Origin of the sequence: Streptomyces sp. NPDC051563 (assembly GCF_044454225.1) — a bacterium.
In the GTDB taxonomy this organism is placed as follows: Bacteria; Actinomycetota; Actinomycetes; order Streptomycetales; family Streptomycetaceae; genus Streptomyces.
In genome coordinates, this window is the sequence record NZ_JBITDL010000025.1 from 59,821 (window position 1) to 79,657 (window position 19,837).

Here is a 19,837-nt window from a genome sequence, read left to right on the forward strand (position 1 = left end):
TAAACTTGAGGGATTGCCGAATAATGGAAGGCTCCAGGTATATGGACGCGGTGGACAAGCAGCTCATCCAGGCACTTCGTGAGAACGGACGCGCCTCGTACGCCGAGCTGGGCCGGCTCGTGGGCCTCTCCGGCCCCAGCGTCACGGACCGGATCAACCGGCTGGAGACCGCCGGGGTCATCACCGGATACCGCGCGACCGTGGACGCGGCCTCGCTCGGCCTCGGCGTCACGGCGCTGATCGGGATCTCGCTGTCCGACGCCGCGGACCACGAGGACGTGGCCCGCCGGCTGCGCGACCTCTCGGAGATCGAGGACTGCTGGTTCATCGCCGGCGACGACTCGTACATGCTCAAGGTCCGGGCCGGCGACGTGGACGGGCTGGAGCGGATCATCCGCAAGCTCTCCGGCACCAAGGGTGTCTCGCGCACCCGTACGACGATCGTGCTCTCCACCAAGTGGGAGAACCGGGTCGGGGGCCTGCCGGAAGAAGCCTGAGTGCGCTGAGAGTACGGTTGGGGCGCGGTTGTGGGGCACCACGTGCGGCACACGTACCGCGCCGCGGACCGCGCAGGGCGGGCCTGGTGGCAGAGGACAGAGGAGAGGACCGGCATGGACGCTGGGCTCAAGCGTGAGCTGGAGGACAAGGTTCGCTCCGGCGAGCGGCTGACCCGTGAGGACGGCATCGCCCTCTACGAGTCGGACGACCTGGCCTGGCTCGGCGGCCTCGCCCACGAGGTGCGCACGCGCAAGAACGGCGACGTCGTCCACTTCAACGTCAACCGTCACCTCAACATGACGAACGTGTGCACGGCCTCGTGCGCGTACTGCTCGTTCCAGCGCAAGCCGGGCGAGAAGGACGCGTACACGATGCGCATCGAGGAAGCCGTCCGCCTGGCCAAGACCATGGAGGGCGAGAACCTCACCGAGCTGCACATCGTCAACGGCCTGCACCCCAGCCTGCCGTGGCGGTACTACCCGCGCTCGCTCTCCGCGCTGAAGGAGGCGCTGCCGAGCGTCTCGCTGAAGGCGTTCACGGCGACCGAGATCCACCACTTCGAGACGATCTCCGGCCTGTCGGCCTCCGACATCCTGGACGAGCTGATCGAGGCCGGTCTGGAATCGCTCACCGGCGGCGGTGCGGAGATCTTCGACTGGGAGGTCCGCCAGCACATCGTCGACCACAACACCCACTGGGAAGACTGGTCGCGCATCCACCGCCTCGCGCACTCCAAGGGCCTCAAGACCCCGGCGACGATGCTCTACGGGCACATCGAGGAGCCGCGCCACCGCGTGGACCACGTGCTGAGGCTGCGCGAACTGCAGGACGAGACCGGCGGTTTCCAGGTCTTCATCCCGCTGCGCTACCAGCACGACTTCGTGGACATGAAGGACGGCAAGGTCCGCAACAAGCTCCAGGCGCGCACGACGATGGCGACGGGCGCCGAGGCGCTGAAGACCTTCGCGGTCTCCCGGCTGCTCTTCGACAACGTCCCGCACGTGAAGGTGTTCTGGGTGATGCACGGCGTGCAGACGGCGCAGCTCGCCCTCCAGCACGGTGCGGACGACATGGACGGCTCGGTCGTCGAGTACAAGATCACGCACGACGCCGACAACTACGGCACCCCGAACAAGCTGGGCCGCGAGGACCTGCTCGAACTGATCCGCGAGGCGGGCTTCCGCCCGGTCGAGCGCAACACGCGCTACGAGATCATCCGCGAGTACCCCGGCCCGGACACGGAGCTCCGCGAGACCCCGCAGGCGATGCGGGTCTGACGGCCGGCCCGTCCGGCAACTGCTCCGGGCCCCGGTCCCCCTCGTGGGGGCCGGGGCCTTTTTGCGCACGCGGCGAAGTAATAGTTAATCTGACCACATGACCCTTACCTTCACCTTCGACCCGGTCATCGACCCCGCCCTCGACCCCGCCCTGGCCGAGGACTTCGCCGCACTCTGGACCGACGTGACCAACGCGGGCGGCGCGGTGGGCTTCGTGGCGCCCGTCTCCGTCGAGGACGTCCGCCCGGAGGTCGCCGAACACCTCGCCGCGGCCGCCGAGGGCCGCAGCCGCCTGCTCCTGGGGCGCGACGCCACCGGCCGGCTGCGGGCCACCGCGGTGCTGGCCCCCAACCGGCACCGGCTGCAGCAGCACTGGGTCTGGGTCTACACCGTCATGGTCGACCCCGCCCTCCAGGGCCGCGGCGCCGGCCGCGCCCTGATGGAGGCCGTCGCGGACGCCGCCCGCACGATGGAGGGCATCGAGGCGATCCGCCTCGGCTGCCGCGGGGGGCTGGGCCTCGAGCACTTCTACGCAGCCTGCGGCTACAAGGAGGTCGGCCGCGTCCCCGACGCGATCCGGGTGGCCCCGGGGGACGACCGCGACGACATCACGATGCTGCTGCCGCTGGGGTGACGAGTACCGCCCGCGCCGAAGCCGGTGCCCGTCCACTACCCCCGGCGCCCGTGCCCGTAGGTCCGACGTGCTTCACTGGACGGGCACGAATCCGACCTGGACGACACAGAGAGCAGGGGTCACCGTGTCCCTCAAGCCGAGCGCGACGATCCGTTACACCGCGATGCGTCTGGGGATCTTCGTCGGGTGCCTCGTCCTCGTCGCCCTTCTCGTCCGGCTGGGCTGGGTGCCCTCCGGTCTCGGGGACGCCAACCCCGCCTGGGTGGTGCTGCTGGCCCTCGTGCTCTCCGCGCCGCTCTCCTTCGTGCTGCTGCGCAAGCAGCGCGACGAGATGTCCGCGACCATCGCCGGACGCGTCGCGGGCGCGAAGGACAAGCTCGCCGCGAACCGCAGCCAGGAGGACGACGCGGTCGACGAGGCCGCGCGCGCCCGCTAGTTCGGCGGGGCCGGCTCCCTGCGGAGCAGTTAGCTTCATCACACACCGAAGTGCCTCGGCACCGGGCTCACCGCCCGTGATGCCGGGGCTTTCGGCGTTTTGCGGGGGGTTCGGAGGGGTTTCCGGTCTGCGGCCGTCCCGTCGCTCGAAGTCGACCCAAAGGGAGGCTTTGAGATTCCCAAAGGTGAAGTGTTAGCGTGTTCAACATGTTGACGACAGCCGCGCCCCAGATGACCCCGAGCGTTCCGCTCGTGGCGCGCCTGCACGTCGACCTCTGCCGCCGCGCGTCCGCGGCCTGTTGCTGTTGTCGCTGAGTCCCGCGACCAGCCCTGGCACAGCAGCGGTCCCGCCCGCCCGGCTCTTGGCTTTTCCGGGTGCTGCCGCACCGCACCACCACCCCACCGCAGAAACCGCAGATCCACCCGGAGAGTGTCCGTGTCCGCGTCACCGCAGACCCCTGCCGCCGAGGCCTCCGCCCCGGCGAAGAAGTCGTCCTCGTTCAAGTTCCCCTTCTGGGCCCAGATCGTCACCGGCCTCGTGCTCGGCGTTCTCCTCGGCTGGGTCTCCCGCAGCCAGGAGATCAGCTGGCTCGGTACGACCCTGGAGCAGATAGGCGACATCTTCGTCCAGCTCCTGAAGCTGGCCGTCGCCCCGCTCGTCTTCTTCGCCATCCTGGTGTCGATCACGAACCTCCGGAAGGTCAACAACGCCGCGCGGCTCGCCTCGCGCACGCTGCTCTGGTTCATGATCACCTCGCTGATCGCGGTGGCCATCGGCCTCGCCATCGGCCTGCTCACCAACCCGGGCTCCGGCACCGGCCTCACCCCGCAGGACGGCAAGCTGCCGAAGCGCCACGGGTCCTGGCTGGACTTCCTGACCGGCATCGTGCCGACCGACATCATCACGCCGTTCACCGAGCTGAACGTCCTGCAGATCGTCTTCCTCGCCGCCGTCGCCGGCATCGCCGCCCTCCAGCTCGGCACCAAGGCCCAGCCGGTGCTGAACCTCGCCGAGTCCGTGCTGGAGCTGCTCCAGAAGGCGCTGTGGTGGGTCATCCGCCTCGCCCCGCTCGGCACCGTCGGCCTCATCGGCACCGCGATCGCCACCTACGGCTGGGACCTGCTCGGCAAGTACGCCACCTTCACGGTGGACGTGTACGTCGGCTCCGCGCTCGTGATGTTCGGTGTGTACCCGCTGCTCCTGTGGAGCGTCGCCAAGGTCAACCCGCTCCAGTTCTTCAAGGGCGCCTGGCCGGCCATCCAGCTGGCCTTCGTCTCCCGCTCCTCGGTCGGCACCATGCCGGTCACCCAGAAGGTCACCGAGCGCCTCGGCGTCCCGAAGGAGTACGCCTCCTTCGCCGTCCCGTTCGGCGCGACCACCAAGATGGACGGCTGCGCCGCGATCTACCCGGCGCTCGCCGCGATCTTCATCGCGCAGATCTTCGACGTGCAGCTCGGCATCGGCGACTACCTGCTGATCGCCTTCGTCTCGGTCGTCGGCTCCGCCGCCACGGCCGGCCTGACCGGCGCCACGGTCATGCTGACCCTGACCCTCTCCACGCTGGGCCTCCCGCTGGAGGGCGTGGGCCTGCTGATGGCGATCGACCCGATCCTCGACATGATGCGCACCGCCACCAACGTGGCCGGCCAGGCGCTGGTCCCGGTCATCGTCGCGGCCCGCGAAGGCATCCTGGACAAGGTCGCCTACGCCACCGCCTCCGGCTCCCCGCTGGACGAGGCCCCGGCCGAGCCCGCCGACGCGGACTCCGACGCGGCCGCGGACAAGGACAAGGTCCTGGTCTCCGCCTGACCCCGCACCGCACCCCGCACACCCACCGCAGCCTCCGCCCCCGTCCGGGCGGGGGCTGCGGTGCGTCCGCGGGGCAATGGTGTCTGCGGGTCAATGGGCCGGCGGGATCAGCGGATCACCGGGCTACTGGGCTACTGGATCAACGGATCAGTGGATCTGGGTGGTGGCCGCGGTCATGAAGGCGTTGAGGGCGTCCAGCAGGTCCTGCTCGCGGCGGGCCAGTTCGGCCGGGGTGGATGCCGTGCGCAGGGGCCCACGGCATCGAAGGCCGAGACGGCGAGGGCCACGAGCGCGGGCTCCTTGGCGAGCAGGCGGACTTGGAACTGGGCGTTCTCCGCGGCGGCGCCGAGCCGGTCGCACTCGGCGAAGGCTTCATGGGTCCCGGGGTCGTCGGGAGCTTCCTGCAGGCGCAACCACAGGGCGACCGTGGCCTGCTTGAGGGCCGTCACCGCTCCCGCGTAGGCGCTGTAAGTCGTCAGGCGTTCCTGCCGCAGCTGCCGGGAACGGGCGAAGACCTCCGCCTGCGCACTCGTCCGGCGCTGCACGGCAAGGGTGATGATCGAACCCAGCAGGGTTCCCGAGACGGCGATCAAGCTGGTCAGCACGGCCTCCATGTCCGCATCCCACCACAGGGGCCCACCCCTGCACAGCCTGCTCCCGGCTGTCAGTGGGCGCGGAGAGAATACGGCGCATGACCGAAGCCACTTCTCATGCGTCACCCGCTCCCCGCGGCACAGGCGCCTCCCGCGCCCCGGCCACCGCGGCCGACTACGGCTGGATACGGGCCTCGCCCTCGCTGTTCGCGTACGCGCTGGAGGGCGGGTACACCCTGACGCTGGTACGGGGCCTCGCGCCGGCGCGGGTGCTGGAGGTGGTGGGTGCCGAACCGGCGGACGTGTGCGAAGGGTTCGACGGCCTGGTCTCCGCGCACGACGAGCTCCTCGACGTATACGGGTACTCGCCCGACTCCTTCCTCGCGGGAGCCTTCGCCGTGCCGGGCGAGGGAGGGGACTGGACCCTCGTGATGGAGTTCGGCGGGGACGTGGGCACGCGGCCGCGGTTCATGGAGGCCCTGTCCGCTGGATCGCGGGCCGTCTCGCACACGAGCAACGGCGGGAAGCCCATGGACTTCTTCCACTGGTACGAGGCGGGGGAGCTGAGGCTGACCTTCGAGTCCCCGGCGGACCGCGCCGGCAGCACCCCCGACGAGCTGAACGGCGCACTGAGCGAGCTCGGCTTGAACCCGTCGGGTGACCCGGACCCCGGAGTCGACGAGAAGGCTGCGGTGTTCGCGCTCGCCGAGCGGCTCCCGGGGGTCCGGGTGACCGAGGAGCTCCTGAGGGACGCCGTGTACGTGACGGGCGAGGTCTTCGCGGAGTCCGCCGGGTAGGTGGGGAGGGGGATAGGGGGGCGGACGCGTCAGGTGACCCGGACCGCCATCAGCAGGCCGCTCGCCCAGGACAGGCGGACGCAGCGGAAGTCCTCGCGGCCGTCCAGCTCGGCCAGGAGGCGTACGACGGAGGCCGCGTGCTCCTGCGGCCAGCCCGGCTGGGGGAGCAGGTCGTCGATCAGGTAGATCCCGCCGGGGGCCACGAGTTCCAGGGCCCGGTCGAGGTGGGTGAACTTGCCCGGCCAGGTGTCCGCGAAGACGAGGTCGAAGGGCGCACCTTCGAAGCCGTCCAGCCACGCGCCGGCGTCCCCGGCCACGAAGGTCACCCGCTGGTCGGAGCCGAGTTCCTCCCGGGCGATGGCCTGGACGGTGTCGTCGAGTTCGACGGTGGTGAGGCGGGAGCCGCCGTCCATGCCGCTGAGGAGCCAGGCGGCGCCCTCGCCCGCACCGGTGCCGAGCTCCAGGATCCGCCCCCCGGGCCGCGCGGCGGCGAGCACCGCGAGGAGGCTGCCGGTGCGGTCCTCGCAGGACAGCGTGAAACCCGCCTCGGCGGCCTTGGCGCGCAACGCGGTGAGGGGAACTGGGAGTTGGTACGGGGTGTCGTCCATGCCGAGATGATGCGAGGACGGTGGCCGCCGGGCCAACCGAATTCCCGGCGGGCGGCTGCCCGCGGGGGCAGGATCGGGGGAGGGGGGTGACGGTGGATCCGTTGGTGATTCCGTTGGTCGTGCGGGCCCGGGCGGTCTGGGAGGAACTGGCCGGGGTGCCGGTGGCGTGCGCGCCGCCGCCGGGCGGTGTGCGGGTGGTGGTCTCTCCGCGGTCCGGGCTGTGTCCGGCCGGCTGGGTCGGGGCGGTGGCCCTGGGCGGCTCGGCGCTCGTGACCGCGCCGGACGACGCTGCGGCCGGGCTGGTGCGTGCCGCGCTGGAGGGGCTGCCGGTGGAGGCCGTCGTGGATGGTGTGTCCGTACGGGAGGTCCTGCCGGTGGCCCGGGTGCTCGGGCCGGCGGCGCTGGCGTACGTGTCCCCGTCCGGGTTCCGGCCGGTGGAGGCGGATGCGGTGAGAGTGGAGCGGCTGGCGGCCGGTCATCCAAACGTACGGGACCTGGAGCGGGCGGCCGGCCCCGAGGACGCGGGTGAGGCCGCGCTCGACGAGATCACCTCACCGGTGTTCGCCGTACGCGACGGGCACGGCCGGCTGGTCGCCGCTGCCGGATTCCGGACCTGGCCGGGGCAGGTGGCCCATGTCGGCGTGCTGACGGCTCCGCAGGCGCGGGGGCACGGACTGGCGCGGGTGACGGGCTCGGCCGCGGTCGCCCACGCCCTCGCCGCCGGGCTGCTGCCGCAGTGGCGCGCCCGCCCGCCCGCCTCCCGGCGGGTGGCAGCGGCGTTGGGCTTCGAGGAACTGGGCGCTCAGTTCAGCATCGAGATCGCCTGATACGCGGGTCAGCCGCTGGGCTGGGTGGCGAACAGTTCGAGGTGCCCGCACCGGGGGCAGCGGGCGGCCTCGACGCGGAACCGCTTCCTCCCCTTGATGAACCGCCCGAACGCCCCCGTGCGCAGCTCGCCCTCGACCCAGCGGGTGAACCCGCTGGGGCTGGAGGCGTCGTCCAGCAGCCCCATTTCGAGGCCGGTGGCGGAGCACTGGGTGCACGTGACGATGTCCATGCGCGGAGTCTAGGAACGAAGCGCTGGAAGGGCGTGCGAGGCGACGAAGTCGGCCCAGGCGTGGGGGTTGAGGGTGAGGTGAGGCTGGTGGATGTCCTTGGAGTCGCGGACGTGGATGGTGGAGGGGGTTTGGGCCACCTCGACGCAGTCGTTGCCGTCGCTGCTGCTGCTGTAGCTGCTCTTGAACCAGTCCAACTCGGGGTGGTGGATCATGTTTCTCCCAGCAGTTCCTCGACGAAGGCCCGTGATTCCTGGGGCGTGAGTGCCTGAGCTCGGATGATGCCATAGCGCAGCTCAAGGATTCGGAGCTGCTTGGGATCGGAGACCGGGCGTCCGTAGAACGCCCCTTCAGCGCGGCCCACTGCCGACCCGTCGGCGAATTTCAGGAGCTCGATCAGCCCCTCCATGCCGGCATGGTCCTCACGGGCCGTTGGCATCACCTGGAACTCGATGTTCGGCAACCGGACTACCTCCAAGAGGTGTTCGAGTTGTCGGCGAAGCACCATTGTGCCCCCGATCGGGCGGCGGAGCGTGACCTCTTCCTGGACGAAGCTAAGCGCTGGTCCGGGAGACCGCTGGAAGATGGACTGGCGTGACATGCGGCCGGACACCATGCGTTCCATCTCGTCGGGCGTGTATGCGGGGCGCGATGTCCGAAACAGTGCCCGTGCGTACTCCTCGGTCTGCAACAGACCATAGATGTTGTGGTTGTTGTACGTGCCGATCTCGACGGCCTTGCTCTCGCGCTTCTTCAGGTCTCGGACCTTCTTCGGGTACCGGACCGTCTCCATGTCCTCCTTCATCGCGGCGATCTTCCCGCCCGCGCCCAGGGCCTCGTCCGCCCTGTCCAGGTACTCGGGGCGCGGGATCCGCTTGCCGCCCTCGACCTTGCGGACCTGGTCCTCCCCGTATCCGATGGCCAGGCCGAAGTCCGCCGCGCGGATGCCCGCCTGTTCGCGCCATGCCTTGAGCTGACGACCGAGCGCGGAGAGCACCGCCACGCCCTGTTCGTCCTCGGGATCGACGTCCCAGCCCGCGTCTTCCGTACCGTCACTGTCCACGCTCATGCGCGCCCACCTCCGACGAGCCGATGTCCTCCGCGCCCCGTACCCGTCGGGCGGTGCCGGACAGCCCGGACAGGGCCGGACAAGCGCCGGACAAACCCGGGACGTACGGCTGGTGCGGCTTCTCACGGTACGCACGGACGGCCACGCTGAGTGACGTGATGACTCAACTCATGGACTTCCACGTCCAGCTGTCCGCCACCCCGCGCGGCGCCCGCCTCGGCCGCATGCTCGCCGTCGAGCAACTCCGTGCCTGGGGGCTCCCTTTCGAGGGTCCCGCGCAGATCACCGCCGAGCTCGTGGCTAATGCCATCACGCACGGGCGGGTCCCGGGGCGGGACTTCCGGCTGGCTCTCACCGTCACCCCCGGCCGGCTCCTCATCGAGGTGGCGGACGCACGGAGTGACCGGATCCCGGGGATCCGCGACGCGGGGCACGGGCTCGCGCTGGTCGAGGCGCTCGCGGAACGCTGGGGGGTACGGGAGGGGCCGGCGCCGCTGAAGGTGGTGTGGGCGGAGGTCCGCCTCGGCACCCGGGTCGCGGGGCTCCGCGGTCCGGCGGCGCGCGACGCATAAAGACCAAAGAACCGGTGGAAAAAACCAACCAACCCAACCCAACCGGTCCGCGTCCGGCCCGCTCGCGGACCTCGTCGCTCGGTCGGGTGAACTGTGCCAACTGGGCTGGATTTCAGACTGGTTGCCGGGCATATGCTCGCCCCGACAACAACACCAGACATGAGACGGCCCCCGGCGGGACTGGCATCCCGGTCGAGGGCCTGACCAAGCAGGAAGCACAACCTTCCCCATGGCTCTTGAGCACCCTAGCGCGCCCTCGCGCGCATCGACCCGAGTTCGGGCCGGGACCCCCCGATCCGGTGTCATCCACGTCAACACGTGGCACGCGACTCACTACACGGTGATCGGCAACCACCTCCTCCAGCACCGCGAGCTGTCGGCGACGGCGATCGGGGTCGCGGCGTACATTCAGTCGCTGCCCGACGGTGCGCCCGTCGGAATCAAGGCGCTCGCCGAGCGCTTCCCGGAGGGGGAGATCCGGCTCGGTACCGCCCTGCGGGAGCTGGAACGGCACGGCTACCTGGCGCGGCGCCGCGAACGCCTGGAGGACGGGCGGGTCGTGACGCGGACCTACTCGTACAACAAGCCCGGATCCTCCTCCGGCGGCCCGCCGCACACACCTTCGTCGCCTCCGGCGCCGGAGGGGGAGCCCGTGGCGGAGCCCGTCGAGGAGCGGGAGCAAGGGCAGGGGCAGGAGCAGGAATCGGAGCCGACCGCCGCGCCCGTGCCCGCTCCGGAGCCCGAACCCGCGCCCGTACCCGTACCTGAGTCGCAACCCGTACCCGTACCTGAGTCGCAACCCGAACGCGATCCCGAACGCGATCCCGAACCCGAGGCGGTCGCCGTGCTCGCCGGGCTGCGGCGCCGGGACCCCCGGCTGCTGCTCTCCGAGCGCGACATCGCGCGGCTGGCGCCCGCCGTATCGGCCTGGCTGGAGCGCGGGGTGGACCCCGACGGCATCGAGCGGGCACTGTCCGCCGGGCTCCCCGAGCCGCTGCGCAACGCGGCCTCCGTACTGGACTACCGGCTCCGTGCCCTGCTCCCGCCGCCGCTGCCTCCGGTGCGGCCGCTGGCAGCGGGGGCGGCGGGGGTGGCGGGCGACTGGCGGCGGCCGGACCCGCTCCAGAACTGCGACGGCTGCGACCGGGCCTTCAGAGCGCCCGAGCCGGGCCGCTGCCGCACCTGCCCGCCGGCCGAGGCAGCGGCGGCCGCCTGAGGGCGGCTGATCCCCGAACTCGCCCTTCGTGTAAGGGAATTACGGAACCATTCGCGCGTCGGATGCGTTTCGAACAGTGCTCTTCTCGTGGGGAGTCGCTGAGGGGGAGGACGGATAGTGGCCAGTTTGACCAGGAATCAGTGGATCGCCGTGTTGTCCGTGATGGGCACGATCGTTGCCGCGCTGATCACCGCGGCGGCGATGTTCCTTACTGCGAACTCCGACAAGGGTGCCGTCAAGAACGACTGCAGCAACTCATCCCAGTGCGCGGGTCACGACATCAACGGGAAGGGGTGATGCGGGCACGGAGACCGGGGGCCGTCAGAGGTGCCGCGCTGGCGGCGTGCGCTGTGCTGGCTCTCGCTCTGGCGGGATGCGGTGGTACGGAGATCGGCACGCAGAACAACTGCAGCAGTGGCGCCGAGTGCGCCGGTCACGACCACAACGAGGCCGGTCAGGGGGAGAGCGCCGGAAGCGACGCCGCCGCGCCCCCGTCCGTTCCTTCGGCGTCGGGGCATCCGTCGCCCACGGATCCGCCACCTTCTGCCTCCCCCGCGCCTCCGGCCTCGTCGAGCGTCCCGGTCCCGCCGAAGCCGTCGAAACCGGCCCAGGTTCCGAAGGTGCGCTGGACGGGAGATCTGCTGCTCTACAGCAACGGCGGTCCGGTCGGCTGGTGGCTGGACAGCGTGCCGCCCTCGAACGCGGTCCTCGGTGATCTCGGCCTGGAGTGCGACTGCCACCCCGGCGAGATCGAGGGGCACGCGATCCTGGCGTGGGAGGGCGTGAAGCCGCCGGGCTACCAGGACTGCGCCGCGAAGCAGGGGCTGCTGGCGTGGCGCTCGCTCGCGGTCCAGCCGGGGGACATGGCCTGCCTGAGGACGCAGAACGGCCGCCTCGGCTACTTGACGGTCACCGCCGTGCCCGGTCCCGCCGAGTTCGAAGTCGCGGTGACGGTCTGGAACGGCGGCTGAGGCATCGAGCCTGGGCCAGGCCGACATCCGGTGAAGCCGAAATCCAGTGGCACCGCCCCCCGGCGCGGGACACAATCCGCGGGGAACCGGGGCGAGGGGAAACTGCTTGGACGTGTTCGCGTGCGCGGGGTGCGGCACGGAGCTGACGGCGCCGGTGTCCCGGATCGCTCTCCCCGTCCACACCCACCACGGAGGGTGGGAGGAACTCCACCCCGCCCTGATGGAGCCCGCGGCCTACGCCGTCGACCCCCGGCCCACCGGACCGCCGTGGCGGTCGTGGGAGGAGGTCGGCGAGGAGCTGGCCGCCCGCCAGGACGTGTACGCACCGGCGTACTTCGTCTCCTTCGGTGCGCGGAACAGGATCGTCATCGCCCCCGGTGACTCCCGGTCCATGGCCCTGATACCGGAGAAGTGCGAGGGCTACTGCCGGGGAGTGGACGGGCGGGCCGGTCCCAACCTGGCCTGCGAGGGGTGCGGGCGGGCCGTGGCGACCCGTGTGGACGACTGCGGATCGTGGCAGACGGTCTGGCTGGAGCCCGAAGCGGTCGTACGGTGCCCCTCGGGGCTCCCCGCCGTTCCGCCTCCCGGCTGGGACGACCTGGAGCGCGCCGAACACCGCGTGCCGCCCGTCGAACCCGACGGGTCGTGGAGCCGTCGCTGGGAGGCGGCGGTCGGGGTTGCGCTTGCCCACCTGGTGGTGGCCACCGGCGGCAGTCCCGTGACCCTTCCCGACGGCCGTGTCGCCGAGTTGCTCGGCCACGCGGTCGCCCGGTACCTCCCCGTCGGCCCCGGTGGCCGGTCGGTGGGGCTGGCCGGCCCGGGGATCGGTACGCCCCGACCCCGCCCCGACGTCCTCCTCGTCCCCCGCCACCCCCTCACGGGCGCGGCCTGGCGCCCGCCCGGCGACGACGGGGCCGTGGTGCCGCTGGACAGCGGGATCTGGGCCTACCTCGTCCACCCGGGCGAGACCTCGCCCATGCCCGCCACGGGGGTGCTTCCGCCGGGGGTGCTGCGCGACGACTACCCCCTGCCGTCGTTCCCCTGGTACCCGTTGACACCTCACGAGTGGGCCTTCGAGCACACCCTGATCGGGCTGCCCGCCGTACGTTCCCTGCGGATGCGCGGGTACGGGAACCAGGGCGCCTGAGGGCGATGGCCTGACGGCCACCGGTCAGCCCCTAATCGGGTTGTGCCAGCGCCTCGTCCCAGACGTTGCCGCCATCCGCCCAGGTCCACAGCCACTGGCGCAGCGCCACCCTCGGCCACCACGGGACCGTGCCGATTGGCATCCGGGCGGGGCGGTTTTCGTGCCCATGGAGTGCGGGTGTGGGCCGCGTGGCGTGGAGCAACGGTGAAAGGCCGGGCACAAGGGTGTTCAGGAGTGGTTACCGCTGAGTAAATTACCGGCGGTAACACTCCGTCCGGCAAGGGAGGCACGCCGTGACCGCCGAATCGAGCCTGGTGAGGGCCGTCAGTTCCCCCAAGCCCGTCGAGCCCGTGAAGACCGTGGTCGAGGGGCGGGTCCGCCAGGTGTGGGTGCCCCCGCTCGCACCGGTGCCGGTCAGCGGGTCCCTCGGGGACATCCCCTTCGACAATGCCCGGGAGGCGCCGCGGGAACCCGTACTCGCCCGCAAGGAACGGGACGGGACCTGGCGGGACGTCACGGCCGCCGAGTTCGCCCGCGAGGTGCAGGCAGTCGCCAAGGGGCTCATCGCCGAGGGGCTGCGGCCGGGCGACCGGCTCGCCATCATGGCGCGGACCACCTACGAGTGGACCCTGCTGGACTTCGCGGGCTGGGCGGCCGGGCTGATCACCGTACCGGTGTACCCGACCTCCTCCGCGATCCAGGCGCGCTGGATCATCCAGGACTCGGGCGCCGTCGCCTGCGCCGTGGAGGACACCGCACAGGCGCGGATCATCAGCTCGGAGCGGGCCAACCTGCCCTGGCTGCGCCACCTCTGGGAGTTCGACACCGGGGCCGTGGCCCGGCTGGTCAAGGCCGGGGAGCACGTGCCCGACGAGGTCGTGGCGGCCCGGCGGGCCGGATGCGCGCCGGAGTCCGTCGCGACGCTGATCTACACCTCCGGGACCACGGGCCGGCCCAAGGGGTGCGTGCTGACGCACGCCAACTTCTTCGCCGAGGTGGACAATTCGGTGGAGCTGCTGCACCCCGTCTTCAAGTCGGTCAGCAAGGACCCGGCCTCGACCCTGCTCTTCCTGCCGCTGTCGCACGTCTTCGGCCGGATGGTGGCCGTCGGCTGCATGCGGGCGCGGGTGAAGCTTGGACACGCGCCGAGCATCCGCGGCGAGGACCTCCTCGCCGACCTGGCCGCCTTCCGGCCGACGTTCCTGCTGGCGATCCCGTACGTCCTGGAAAAGGTCTACAACACCGCCCGGGCGACCGCCGAGACGATGGGCCGGGCCTCCTCCTTCGACCGGGCGGCGCGCATCGCCCGCAGCTTCGGCGAGCTGGCCGAGGGCAAGCGGCCCGGGCTGGGCCTGCGGCTGGCCCGGGCCCTGTACGAACCGCTCGTGTACCGGCGGATCCGCGCGGCGCTGGGCGGGCGCGTGCGGTACATCCTCAGCGGCGGCTCCCCGCTCGGCCGGCGCCTCGCCGCGTTCTACACGGGCGCGGGCATCGAGGTCTTCGAGGGCTACGGGCTCACCGAGACGACCGCGGCCGCGACCGTCACCCCGCCGCTGAGGCCCCGGCTGGGCACGGTCGGGTGGCCGCTGCCCGGGACGGCGGTACGGATCGCCGACGACGGGGAGGTGCTGTTGCGGGGGCCGCACGTGTTCGCGGGGTACTGGAACAGCGGGGTGGCGGTGGGCGGCGAGCACTGGCTGTCCACGGGGGACATCGGGGAGCTCGACGAGGACGGGTACCTGACGATCACCGGCCGGAAGAAGGACCTGATCATCACCTCCGGCGGCAAGAACGTGGCCCCCGCCCCCCTGGAGGACTGGCTACGGGCCCACCCGCTGGTCGGCCAGTGCATGGTCGTCGGCGACAACCGGCCCTACGTCACCGCGCTGATCACCCTGGAACCGGAAGGGCTCCAGCACTGGCGGCAGATGCACAAGAAGGTGGGCGTGCCGATCAGGGAGCTGGTGGCCGACGAGGAACTGCGGGCGGACCTCCAGCGGGCGGTGGACGAGGCGAACCGGCTCGTGTCGAGGGCGGAGTCGATCCGGCGGTTCGTGGTGCTGGAGGGTGACTTTTCGGAGGAGCGGGGGCACTTGACGCCTTCGCTGAAGCTGAAGAGGGGGGCGGTCGCGCGGGACTACGCACGGGAGATCGACTCCCTGTACCGGGGGGCCTGAGCCCTCCGGCCCCCCGGCCCCGGCCGCCGGCGTGGTGGGCCCTGCGGGGCTGGGTCCCCTACCCGCCCTTCCACCGTTCCCCGGGCTGCGCCCGGACCCGTTGCCGGGTGCGGCGCCGTTGCCGGGGGCCAGCCCCCGGGCCCCCGCGCCTCAAACGCCGGGGGGGGGGGGGGTTGGGGGGGGTGGGGGGGGGGTGGGCGGGGCGGGGGGGTGTGCCGCGCAGCGGCACAATCCAGCCCCTCCGGCGTTTGAGGAGCGGGGTCCGGGGCGGAGCCCCAGAAGGGGTCCGGGCGGAGCCCGGGGAACGGGCGAAGGGCGGGTAGGGGACAGGCCCCGCGCAGCGGTGTCGGGCTCGGGCGTCAAGGGGCCGGATGGGTGAGCGGCTCGCGGGGCGGGGGGGCGGGGGGCGCGCTTAGGGTGGGGCTCACTGGTCCGGGGGGCCGCTCCAGGAGGGTGCAGTGCACCGTTCCCGTTCCGGAGCCCGCTCGGCTGCGCGGGCTCGTACCCGAATAGCCGCCGGAGCCCTCGGCACCGCCCTGGCCGCCGGCGCCCTGCTCGCCGCTGCGCCGGGCCCGGCACCCGGGCGGGCCCCCGCGCCCACGGGGATCGAGTGGGGCACGTGCCCCGAGAAGCCCGTGCCCGACGGCATGCGCTGCGGCACCCTCACCGTGCCGCTCGACTACGAAGCCAAGGGCAGGGCCGCCGCCAAGGGCACGGTCCGCATCGCCCTCGCGCAGCTCCCCGCCACCGGCCCCCGCGCCAAACGCATCGGCTCCCTCGTCCTGAACTTCGGCGGCCCCGGCGCCCCCGGCGTCTCCACCCTCGCCACCGACCCCAACGCCTTCGCGGAGCTCAACAAGCGCTACGACCTCGTCGCCTTCGACCCCCGCGGCGTCGGCCGCAGCGCCCCCGTCACCTGCGGCGGAAGCGCCCCGGAGGGAGGCGCGGCCCCCGCGGGGCCCGCCGCCGAGCTCGCCGCCCTCCGCGCCGTCGCCCAGCGCTGCGCGCTCGACTCCGGGCAGGTGCTCCCGTACGTCGGCACCGTCAGCGTGGCCCGCGACATGGACCTGCTGCGCCAGGCCCTCGGCGAGGACCGGCTCGACTACCTCGGGTTCTCCTACGGCACCCGCCTCGGCGCGGTCTACGCCGCCCTGTTCCCGCACCGCACCGGCCGCATGGTCCTCGACGGGGTCGACACCCTCACCGAGCCGCTCGCCGAGCAGGCCCTGCTGTCGGCGGTCGGCCAGCAGCGGGCCCTGGACAACTTCCTCGTCTGGTGCGCCCACCGGCAGGACTGCGTCTACGGCACGAACACCCGTACCGCCAAGGAGAAGGTCCGGGCCCTCGTCACCCGCTTGGACGCAACCCCGCTGACCGGCGAGGGCGGACTGCGCTTCACCGGGCAGGACGTGGCCGACGCCATCGGGGTCGCCCTGTACTCGCAGAAGGCGTGGCCCGACCTCGCGGACGCGCTCGCCCTGGTCGTGCGCAACGGGGACCCGGTGGGGCTGATGCAGCTCGGCGGTCCGCAGGAGCCGCCGCCGCCCCGCGAGGAGGTCGCCGGGGCCGTCGCCGTGCCCCCCGACAACGCCTCCGCCGCGCTCGTCGCCGTGAACTGCGCCGACGACCCGGACCGCGGCGACGCCAAGGCCTCCCCGGTGGCCGTCGCGCAGGAGCTGGAGGCGCTCCAGCCGGTCTTCCTGGCCGCCTCGCCGATCTTCGGGCCGCGTCAGCTGATGACGGCGCTGGCCTGCTACGGGCGCCCGGCCGGCACCGATTTCATCCGCGGCATCGACCGCCCCGCAGGGATCCCGCGGATCCTGCTCGTCGGTACCCGCGGGGATCCGGCCACCCCGTACGAGTGGACGGAGGAGACGGCGAAGCGGCTCGGCAACACCGTGATCGTGGACTACAAGGGCGACGGGCACACCGGGTACGTCGCCTCGCGCTGCGTACAGGGGTACGTGGACCACTTCCTGATCGACGGCCGGCTGCCCTCCGGGACGCGCTCCTGCCCCGCCGGGGACTCCTGATCGGTGCGGGGTTAGGGTGACGCGCTCGATGTCCGACGGTGGGGGGAACGACGCGTGGTGCGGAAAAAGGTGTGGTGGGCAGCCTGCGGCGCCGTGGCCGGGATCGCACTGTTCGCCGGGTGCAGCAGTGGCGGCGGCGGTGGCGGTGACGCCGCTGCGGGTGGCGGTGACGGCATCGACGGCAGTGCCGGGGGCAGCGGTATGAGCGTGGAGGCCGCCCCTTCGGCGGGCGCCTCCGGAGCCCCGGCGTCCGGGAAGGCGGCCGTCGCCGAGGAGGTCAAATCCCTTCTGGGGGCGCGACTCACCCTGGACGAGGACCGGTTCGGCTCCGGCAGCGGATCGCCCTGCTCGGCGGGTTCGGCCAGGCTGTTCACCCAGGAGTGCGCGGACGCGGCCGGGGCGACGGACGAGGACGCGGCCTTTGCCCTGACCACGATCGGCGGCCGTCCGGGGTTCGCCACGCTGACCTCGGCGGCGCAGAAGGTCCAGAAGGCCGCCGTCAGGTATCAGGAGCTGGGCTGCGCGAAGAACCCGGCGGACGCACCGGACCGCCAGGCGTGCCTGGCGGCGGGGGCCGTCCTCGCCCAGGGCTTCCCGGACCTGCGCTCCGGCGCCAACCTCGGCCTGGCCGGCAAGTAGCCGCCCGCCAGGCCGGATGGCCGGGTGGTCAGCAGTTGGGGCGTGCGGAGCGGCCCGCGAAGCGGTCCGCGAGCCAGTTGCCCGCCGCCAGGGACTGGGTGATGACCCCGCTGACGTGCTCACCGATCCAGATGGTGTCGAACTCGACGTTCGCGCCCCGCGCGCACCAGTCGGAGCGCAGCCGGCTGCCGACGGCGTACGGGATGAGCTCGTCGCCGAGCGCGTGGTACTGGTACACGGGCGCGGCCGGGGCGGTGCGCCCGAGCTTGCTCTGGTTCAGCCGGGCCTGCCAGTCGGGCTGCGCGAGCGGGTTGCGGGTGGTCAGGTCGGAGATCCGCTTGAAGGAGCCGGCGATGGAGTCGATCGCGACGCAGTTGTCCTTCATGGCGCCGACCAGGAGCTTGCCCGCGGGGTTGAGGTAGGAGTCGAGCTTCAGTTCCGGGAAGGCCGCGTCCTGGCCGGCGGCGGCCATGAAGATGAGGCCGGAGCCGTAGGAGCCGTTGTTGAAGTCGGCCACCTTCAGCAGGTCGGCCGGAACGCCGCCCGTCGCGGTGCCCTTGACCTGCAACTCCGGTGCGTACGAGCCCTGCAGCTCGGCCGCCCAGCTGCTGGCCTGGCCACCCTGGGAGTACCCCATGATGCCGACGGGCGTCGTGGCGGACAGCCCGGCCTCGGGGAGGCGGGTGGCCGCGCGGGCGGCGTCGAGGACGGCGTGGCCGGCGGAGGGGCCGACGGTGTAGGTGTGCACGCCGGGGGTGCCGAGGCCCTCGTAGTCGGTGACGACGACGGCCCAGCCGCGCAGGGTGAGCTGCTGGATGAGGTTGGCCTCCAGGGCGGTGCCGTACGGGAGGTTGTTGCTCGGCGCGCAGGAGTCGCCCATGCCGACGGTGCCGACGGCGTACGTGATCAGGGGGCGCGGGCCGGTGCGGCCGTCCTGCGGGACGATGACGGTGCCGGAGACCACGTTCGGGGCTCCGTCGGCGGTGGTCGAGTTGTAGTGGATCTTCCAGGCCTTGGTGTTCGTGGGCTGGCCCGGCAGCGGGTGGAACGCGGACGGCGCACTGCTGACGATGTCGCCGGGGCGGGCTGCGGCCCCTTCTCGTGCGGCGGCCTGCGTGGTGGCCTGGGCGGCGGCCTGCGTGGCGGCCTGGGCGGTGGCGGTGGTGGGGATCGCGGCCGAGAGGGCCAGGGCGGCCACTGCGGCGAGTGCTGAGCTTCGGATGCGCATGGGGCGGCTCTCCCAAGGGTCCGGGTGGGGGTGGTAGGTGAGGAGAAGGTAGTGACCGACCGGTAGGAACGTCGCTGACCGCACAGCTCAGCTTTCCTGACCCGGGGCCGCATCCCTGCCGCGCCGCTCACCTTGTCGCCGTGACCGCGGATGCGGGACGAACGCGCGCCGCGCCGGGCGGATTTCAGCCATGCGGACCAGCGGGCTGGGCATGGACGCGCCATGTGGGGGAGTTGTGGCGATCGCGGCGGCGATGCCGGGGCGGCGACGATCCCGCCGGAAGGTCGAATGATCTCAACTCACTTTGCCCAATGATGAGTTGACGAGTAATTGACGCTTACGCAGTCGGGGGTCCGGGTGCTTAATGGTTCCCCGCGCAGTCTCCGTCGGCTGCGCGTTCGACTGGGGGAGCCATGGAATCCAACGGGGTCGCAGCACCACCACCGCCACCACCACCCGCACACCCACCGCGGCAGGCGGCCCTGCCGCCCCTCCCGCCCCTGCCGCCGAGCGCGGGGGCGCGCGGCGTCCAGCTGCGGATCAGCAGGCGGCTGCTGTGGGTGGGGCCCGCCGCCTATCCGCTGCACAACATCGTGCGCGTGCAGACCGCCGTCCTGACGCCCGACCGGGCGAAGGCCGTCGTCCGGTTCCTGATCTGGGGGGCCGTCCTGGCCGTGTTCTGCGCCCTGCTGGCGCAGTTCAGCGACGACGGCCCGAGTTCCTCGTACGGCGACTACGGCTACGAGGACGGCGCGGGCTCCACCGCCGAGGCGCTGTGGGGCGTCGGGTTCATCGGGGGGATCGCCCTCGTGGTCCTGCTCGTCTACCGGCTGAGCAGGCCGGACCTGCACGTCATGGTCGTGGAGGTGGCCAGTGCGTCGCTCGCGCTGGTGACGATGCCGGACGCGAGCCAGCTGGACGCGGTCGTCCAGCACGTGGTGCACGCCATCGACCACCCGGAGACGGAGTTCTCCCTCCGCATGGACCGGGTGGACATCAACCTGAAGAGCTACCACCTCGGCGACAACGTGAACGTCTACGGCGGCGTGGGCAACACCGGGGTGGTGAGGACGTGACG

Annotated in this window: 23 protein-coding genes; 17 read left to right on the plus strand and 6 right to left on the minus strand. The window is 72.0% G+C overall.

All coding sequences use genetic code 11. The annotated features are described in order from the left end of the window. Positions 1 to 41: 41 nt before the first annotated feature. From ACIA8F_RS27500 to ACIA8F_RS27525, 6 genes are all read left to right on the plus strand, one after another. Positions 42 to 497 (plus strand): Lrp/AsnC family transcriptional regulator, encoded by a 456-nt coding sequence (locus ACIA8F_RS27500; RefSeq protein ID WP_383943629.1) that lies wholly within the window; start codon positions 42 to 44, stop codon positions 495 to 497. 114 nt (positions 498 to 611) lie between these two features. After that, positions 612 to 1,775, plus strand: coding sequence for an aminofutalosine synthase MqnE (mqnE, locus tag ACIA8F_RS27505; protein WP_399382679.1), 1,164 nt, complete (start codon positions 612 to 614; stop codon positions 1,773 to 1,775). 97 nt (positions 1,776 to 1,872) lie between these two features. Then, on the plus strand, positions 1,873 to 2,409 hold the full coding sequence (locus ACIA8F_RS27510; protein ID WP_399382681.1) for a GNAT family N-acetyltransferase: 537 nt from the start codon (positions 1,873 to 1,875) through the stop codon (positions 2,407 to 2,409). A gap of 163 nt (positions 2,410 to 2,572) precedes the next feature. Next, positions 2,573 to 2,845: a DUF4229 domain-containing protein gene (locus tag ACIA8F_RS27515; RefSeq protein ID WP_399382781.1), complete on the plus strand. Its 273-nt coding sequence runs from the start codon at positions 2,573 to 2,575 to the stop codon at positions 2,843 to 2,845. A gap of 206 nt (positions 2,846 to 3,051) precedes the next feature. After that, the gene (locus ACIA8F_RS27520; protein ID WP_383943539.1) at positions 3,052 to 3,159 is read left to right on the plus strand and encodes a putative leader peptide; all 108 of its coding nucleotides are present in this window, start codon (positions 3,052 to 3,054) and stop codon (positions 3,157 to 3,159) included. 121 nt (positions 3,160 to 3,280) lie between these two features. Further along, positions 3,281 to 4,654: a dicarboxylate/amino acid:cation symporter gene (locus ACIA8F_RS27525; RefSeq protein WP_399382683.1), complete on the plus strand. Its 1,374-nt coding sequence runs from the start codon at positions 3,281 to 3,283 to the stop codon at positions 4,652 to 4,654. A gap of 173 nt (positions 4,655 to 4,827) precedes the next feature. On the opposite strand, the gene ACIA8F_RS27530 is transcribed toward ACIA8F_RS27525, so the two are convergent. Beyond that, entirely contained in the window at positions 4,828 to 5,268 is a 441-nt protein-coding gene (locus ACIA8F_RS27530) for a hypothetical protein (RefSeq protein WP_399382685.1), read from the minus strand. Between the two features lie 77 nt (positions 5,269 to 5,345). Here ACIA8F_RS27530 and ACIA8F_RS27535 point away from each other — a divergent pair, with 77 nt between their 5' ends. Further along, entirely contained in the window at positions 5,346 to 6,044 is a 699-nt protein-coding gene (locus tag ACIA8F_RS27535) for a DUF6461 domain-containing protein (RefSeq protein ID WP_399382687.1), read from the plus strand. Positions 6,045 to 6,073: 29 nt separating this feature from the next. On the opposite strand, the gene ACIA8F_RS27540 is transcribed toward ACIA8F_RS27535, so the two are convergent. Beyond that, entirely contained in the window at positions 6,074 to 6,652 is a 579-nt protein-coding gene (locus tag ACIA8F_RS27540) for an O-methyltransferase (protein ID WP_399382689.1), read from the minus strand. A 104-nt stretch (positions 6,653 to 6,756) separates the two neighbouring features. Here ACIA8F_RS27540 and ACIA8F_RS27545 point away from each other — a divergent pair, with 104 nt between their 5' ends. Further along, the gene (locus ACIA8F_RS27545) at positions 6,757 to 7,479 is read left to right on the plus strand and encodes a GNAT family N-acetyltransferase (RefSeq protein WP_399382782.1); all 723 of its coding nucleotides are present in this window, start codon (positions 6,757 to 6,759) and stop codon (positions 7,477 to 7,479) included. A gap of 8 nt (positions 7,480 to 7,487) precedes the next feature. Here ACIA8F_RS27545 and ACIA8F_RS27550 read toward each other — a convergent pair whose 3' ends face one another. Genes ACIA8F_RS27550 through ACIA8F_RS27560 form a run of 3 tightly spaced genes read right to left on the minus strand, consistent with a single transcriptional unit; the run spans position 7,488 to position 8,776 of the window. After that, positions 7,488 to 7,709, minus strand: a complete 222-nt coding sequence (locus ACIA8F_RS27550; RefSeq protein WP_399382691.1) for a hypothetical protein — start codon at positions 7,707 to 7,709, stop codon at positions 7,488 to 7,490. 9 nt (positions 7,710 to 7,718) lie between these two features. After that, entirely contained in the window at positions 7,719 to 7,922 is a 204-nt protein-coding gene (locus ACIA8F_RS27555; protein ID WP_399382693.1) for a DUF397 domain-containing protein, read from the minus strand. Next, positions 7,919 to 8,776 carry a helix-turn-helix domain-containing protein gene (locus ACIA8F_RS27560; RefSeq protein ID WP_399382694.1) on the minus strand — a complete coding sequence of 286 codons (858 nt, stop codon included), beginning with the start codon at positions 8,774 to 8,776 and terminating at the stop codon, positions 7,919 to 7,921. The genes ACIA8F_RS27555 and ACIA8F_RS27560 overlap by 4 nt, the downstream gene beginning before the upstream one ends. Positions 8,777 to 8,934: 158 nt before the next feature. Between ACIA8F_RS27560 and ACIA8F_RS27565 the strand changes: the two genes are divergently transcribed. The 8 genes from ACIA8F_RS27565 (at position 8,935) to ACIA8F_RS27600 (ending at position 17,531) form a co-directional block, all read left to right on the plus strand. Further along, on the plus strand, positions 8,935 to 9,348 hold the full coding sequence (locus tag ACIA8F_RS27565) for an ATP-binding protein (RefSeq protein WP_399382784.1): 414 nt from the start codon (positions 8,935 to 8,937) through the stop codon (positions 9,346 to 9,348). Positions 9,349 to 9,688: 340 nt separating this feature from the next. Further along, positions 9,689 to 10,564, plus strand: a complete 876-nt coding sequence (locus ACIA8F_RS27570) for a helix-turn-helix domain-containing protein (protein ID WP_399382695.1) — start codon at positions 9,689 to 9,691, stop codon at positions 10,562 to 10,564. Between the two features lie 126 nt (positions 10,565 to 10,690). Continuing rightward, positions 10,691 to 10,861: a hypothetical protein gene (locus ACIA8F_RS27575; protein ID WP_399382697.1), complete on the plus strand. Its 171-nt coding sequence runs from the start codon at positions 10,691 to 10,693 to the stop codon at positions 10,859 to 10,861. 323 nt (positions 10,862 to 11,184) lie between these two features. Then, positions 11,185 to 11,535 (plus strand): hypothetical protein, encoded by a 351-nt coding sequence (locus tag ACIA8F_RS27580; RefSeq protein ID WP_399382698.1) that lies wholly within the window; start codon positions 11,185 to 11,187, stop codon positions 11,533 to 11,535. Positions 11,536 to 11,647: 112 nt separating this feature from the next. Continuing rightward, a complete protein-coding gene (locus ACIA8F_RS27585; RefSeq protein ID WP_399382785.1) occupies positions 11,648 to 12,682 on the plus strand; it encodes a hypothetical protein in 1,035 nt (344 codons plus the stop codon). Between the two features lie 314 nt (positions 12,683 to 12,996). Then, positions 12,997 to 14,859, plus strand: coding sequence for an AMP-dependent synthetase/ligase (locus ACIA8F_RS27590; RefSeq protein WP_399382787.1), 1,863 nt, complete (start codon positions 12,997 to 12,999; stop codon positions 14,857 to 14,859). Between the two features lie 458 nt (positions 14,860 to 15,317). Continuing rightward, positions 15,318 to 16,892 carry an alpha/beta hydrolase gene (locus tag ACIA8F_RS27595; protein ID WP_399382700.1) on the plus strand — a complete coding sequence of 525 codons (1,575 nt, stop codon included), beginning with the start codon at positions 15,318 to 15,320 and terminating at the stop codon, positions 16,890 to 16,892. Positions 16,893 to 16,985: 93 nt separating this feature from the next. Next, a complete protein-coding gene (locus tag ACIA8F_RS27600) occupies positions 16,986 to 17,531 on the plus strand; it encodes a hypothetical protein (RefSeq protein WP_399382701.1) in 546 nt (181 codons plus the stop codon). A gap of 28 nt (positions 17,532 to 17,559) precedes the next feature. Here the strand turns inward: ACIA8F_RS27600 and ACIA8F_RS27605 are convergent, their stop codons facing one another. Next, positions 17,560 to 18,759 (minus strand): lipase family protein, encoded by a 1,200-nt coding sequence (locus ACIA8F_RS27605; RefSeq protein ID WP_399382702.1) that lies wholly within the window; start codon positions 18,757 to 18,759, stop codon positions 17,560 to 17,562. A 413-nt stretch (positions 18,760 to 19,172) separates the two neighbouring features. On the opposite strand from ACIA8F_RS27605, the gene ACIA8F_RS27610 reads away from it, so the two are divergent. After that, complete coding sequence (locus tag ACIA8F_RS27610; protein WP_399382704.1) at positions 19,173 to 19,835, plus strand: DUF6232 family protein; 663 nt, start codon at positions 19,173 to 19,175, stop codon at positions 19,833 to 19,835. Positions 19,836 to 19,837 lie beyond the last annotated feature (2 nt).